The sequence below is a fragment of the Citrobacter sp. CK191 genome, assembly GCF_030333435.1.
Taxonomy (GTDB): Bacteria; Pseudomonadota; Gammaproteobacteria; order Enterobacterales; family Enterobacteriaceae; genus Citrobacter_B; species Citrobacter_B koseri.
The window spans coordinates 1-1833 of sequence record NZ_JAOWFX010000013.1 but is presented as its reverse complement, the minus strand read 5'-3'; the positions used below and the strand labels follow the sequence as shown (position 1 = coordinate 1833).

General features: G+C 41.8%; 4 protein-coding genes. All 4 read right to left on the bottom strand.

Annotated features, from left to right (window positions below; genetic code table 11):
- Positions 1-122 precede the first annotated feature (122 nt).
- The gene (locus tag OGV82_RS03840; RefSeq protein ID WP_070749894.1) at positions 123-350 is read right to left on the bottom strand and encodes a helix-turn-helix domain-containing protein; all 228 of its coding nucleotides are present in this window, start codon (positions 348-350) and stop codon (positions 123-125) included.
- Positions 337-588: a hypothetical protein gene (locus OGV82_RS03835; RefSeq protein WP_001230707.1), complete on the bottom strand. Its 252-nt coding sequence runs from the start codon at positions 586-588 to the stop codon at positions 337-339. Before OGV82_RS03835 ends, OGV82_RS03840 begins: the two co-directional genes overlap by 14 nt.
- A complete protein-coding gene (locus OGV82_RS03830; RefSeq protein ID WP_001083906.1) occupies positions 585-1127 on the bottom strand; it encodes a hypothetical protein in 543 nt (180 codons plus the stop codon). Before OGV82_RS03830 ends, OGV82_RS03835 begins: the two co-directional genes overlap by 4 nt.
- A gap of 104 nt (positions 1128-1231) precedes the next feature.
- Positions 1232-1747, bottom strand: a complete 516-nt coding sequence (locus OGV82_RS03825) for a J domain-containing protein (RefSeq protein ID WP_001025395.1) — start codon at positions 1745-1747, stop codon at positions 1232-1234.
- Positions 1748-1833: the final 86 nt, after the last annotated feature.

Below are 1833 nucleotides of genomic sequence, written 5' to 3'. Positions count from 1 at the left end.
CGCAAGCGAGTTTACCCCGCCCAGGTGCATTGCAGCATGGCGGGGCGCTGTACTGCGCGTGTGAGCGTCAGCGAGCTACGAGCGCAACTCCAGGTACTAATATAAAACCATCACAGGTCATTTTATTTTGACTCCCTTTTGCAGAGCACGTATTCAGGATGTTCTCCTGCAAGTAACAAAAGAAACTCAAACTCAACCAGTGACAGACTTTGACTGTTTTGAGTATTAACTTCCTCTTTTTTCTGCCAGGCTCTTAGCCCAACACCATAAATATGACTGCATTCCTTTTGTGTTAATCCTGCTTTTAAACGTAATTTTTTTACATTTTCAGGTGTATTATCGGGTTTCATTTAACATAAACTCCTTAATTAAATTCTTAACTGGCGTCTCATCGTCTTCCCTTAATCCGGCACACGTAAAATCAATATGTTGTAATTCATTCTCATTCAGTACAGCATCATACAATGTAATTTTCGTAGTTTTGTTCCCGATTTTAACATTTGTTCTGGCTTTTATCCTTTTTGTAAGCCTGTAATTGTCACCTTCTTTTTCAAGAAAATAAGTCACATCACCTTTATTTTTTCTCATAACTGTTTCAGATACCCTGTAATTTTAACAAGTTGATCTATACTCAAGCCCCGAATCTGTAAATCATAACTGTCGCCCTGTTCGGTGACTTTACCGTTCAATCCGTTTTCAGCTTTAAAGCCTGTCAATGCCCCATACCAGCTTTCAAGCTGGACAAGTTGCGATAACATACCTTTCAGGATCAGAATTTCGTCCTTTTTTTCCACCTGGTGTTTCTCATACTCAATCGCCTGTAACACCTCCTGCGAAGCATTTACCAGAATTTTTCGCTCGATATCGGCTGCAATATCAACGGGATTCCGTTTTCTGGATAACGTGCAAACATGATGCGGACTACGCCAGGAACGACTATCCACACTCCCCACCACAGAAAAGCGGTCTTTTTCCATCCGAATATGCACAGAGTAATTTTTAAACTGCGGTGACGTCAGTTTTATACGAGACGAACAATCATCAAGTTTGTTCACGCGCCAGCCGTTCCCCAGGATACGGCAGACAACTTCAAAGACAGGGTGATATTGTTCAAAAAAAGAGTTCATCTGTTTCCCTTTTTGCTACGTGGCTGCTGTTCCCGTCTTTTTGGGTTCGATGCCCCAAAAGACGGGCTGGCTATAATATCGGGGGCTTCTCGCCCCCGTTCTGGTTACGCTCTGGTTTCCACGCGTTGCCACCCTGTCGCCCTGCGCTGTCCGGTTGTACCGTATTTTGCGCGGATTTCTTCTATCGTGTGTTCTTCACGATTCCAGTAACTTTTATGTTCGTCTGGACGATAAAACCATTGTTTTTTCTTTGCCGCCCATTTACACCCGATTTCTTTTAAAGTTTCCTTATGTGTAATGGTTTCTCCACTAATCCAGACCCAGTTACCTATCACTTCAAATACCAGACCAGATAAACCAGAAAGAACGTTTAATACTTTTTCCAGGTCATCACCGTAATTATATCGTGCATGTTCATCAGTGCTCTGGAACTGATTTATTTTATCAATATTTGCCATCAATACATCAAAAGCTGCATTTACCGCTTTCATCAGTTCAGCCCCTAACGGGTTACGATCTGGATGATATTTTAAAGCTGCTTTTCTGTATGCTGCTTTGATATCTTTTTCAGTTAATTCGCCGGATAATCCAAAAACGTTTAATGCTTCCTGGATATTCATTTTTTTAATCTCCTGCCCTGCTGGGCTATTGTGAGAGGGGCCATTCCCCTTTCGATGAAACAATAATACGACTTTTAAGTCGTATT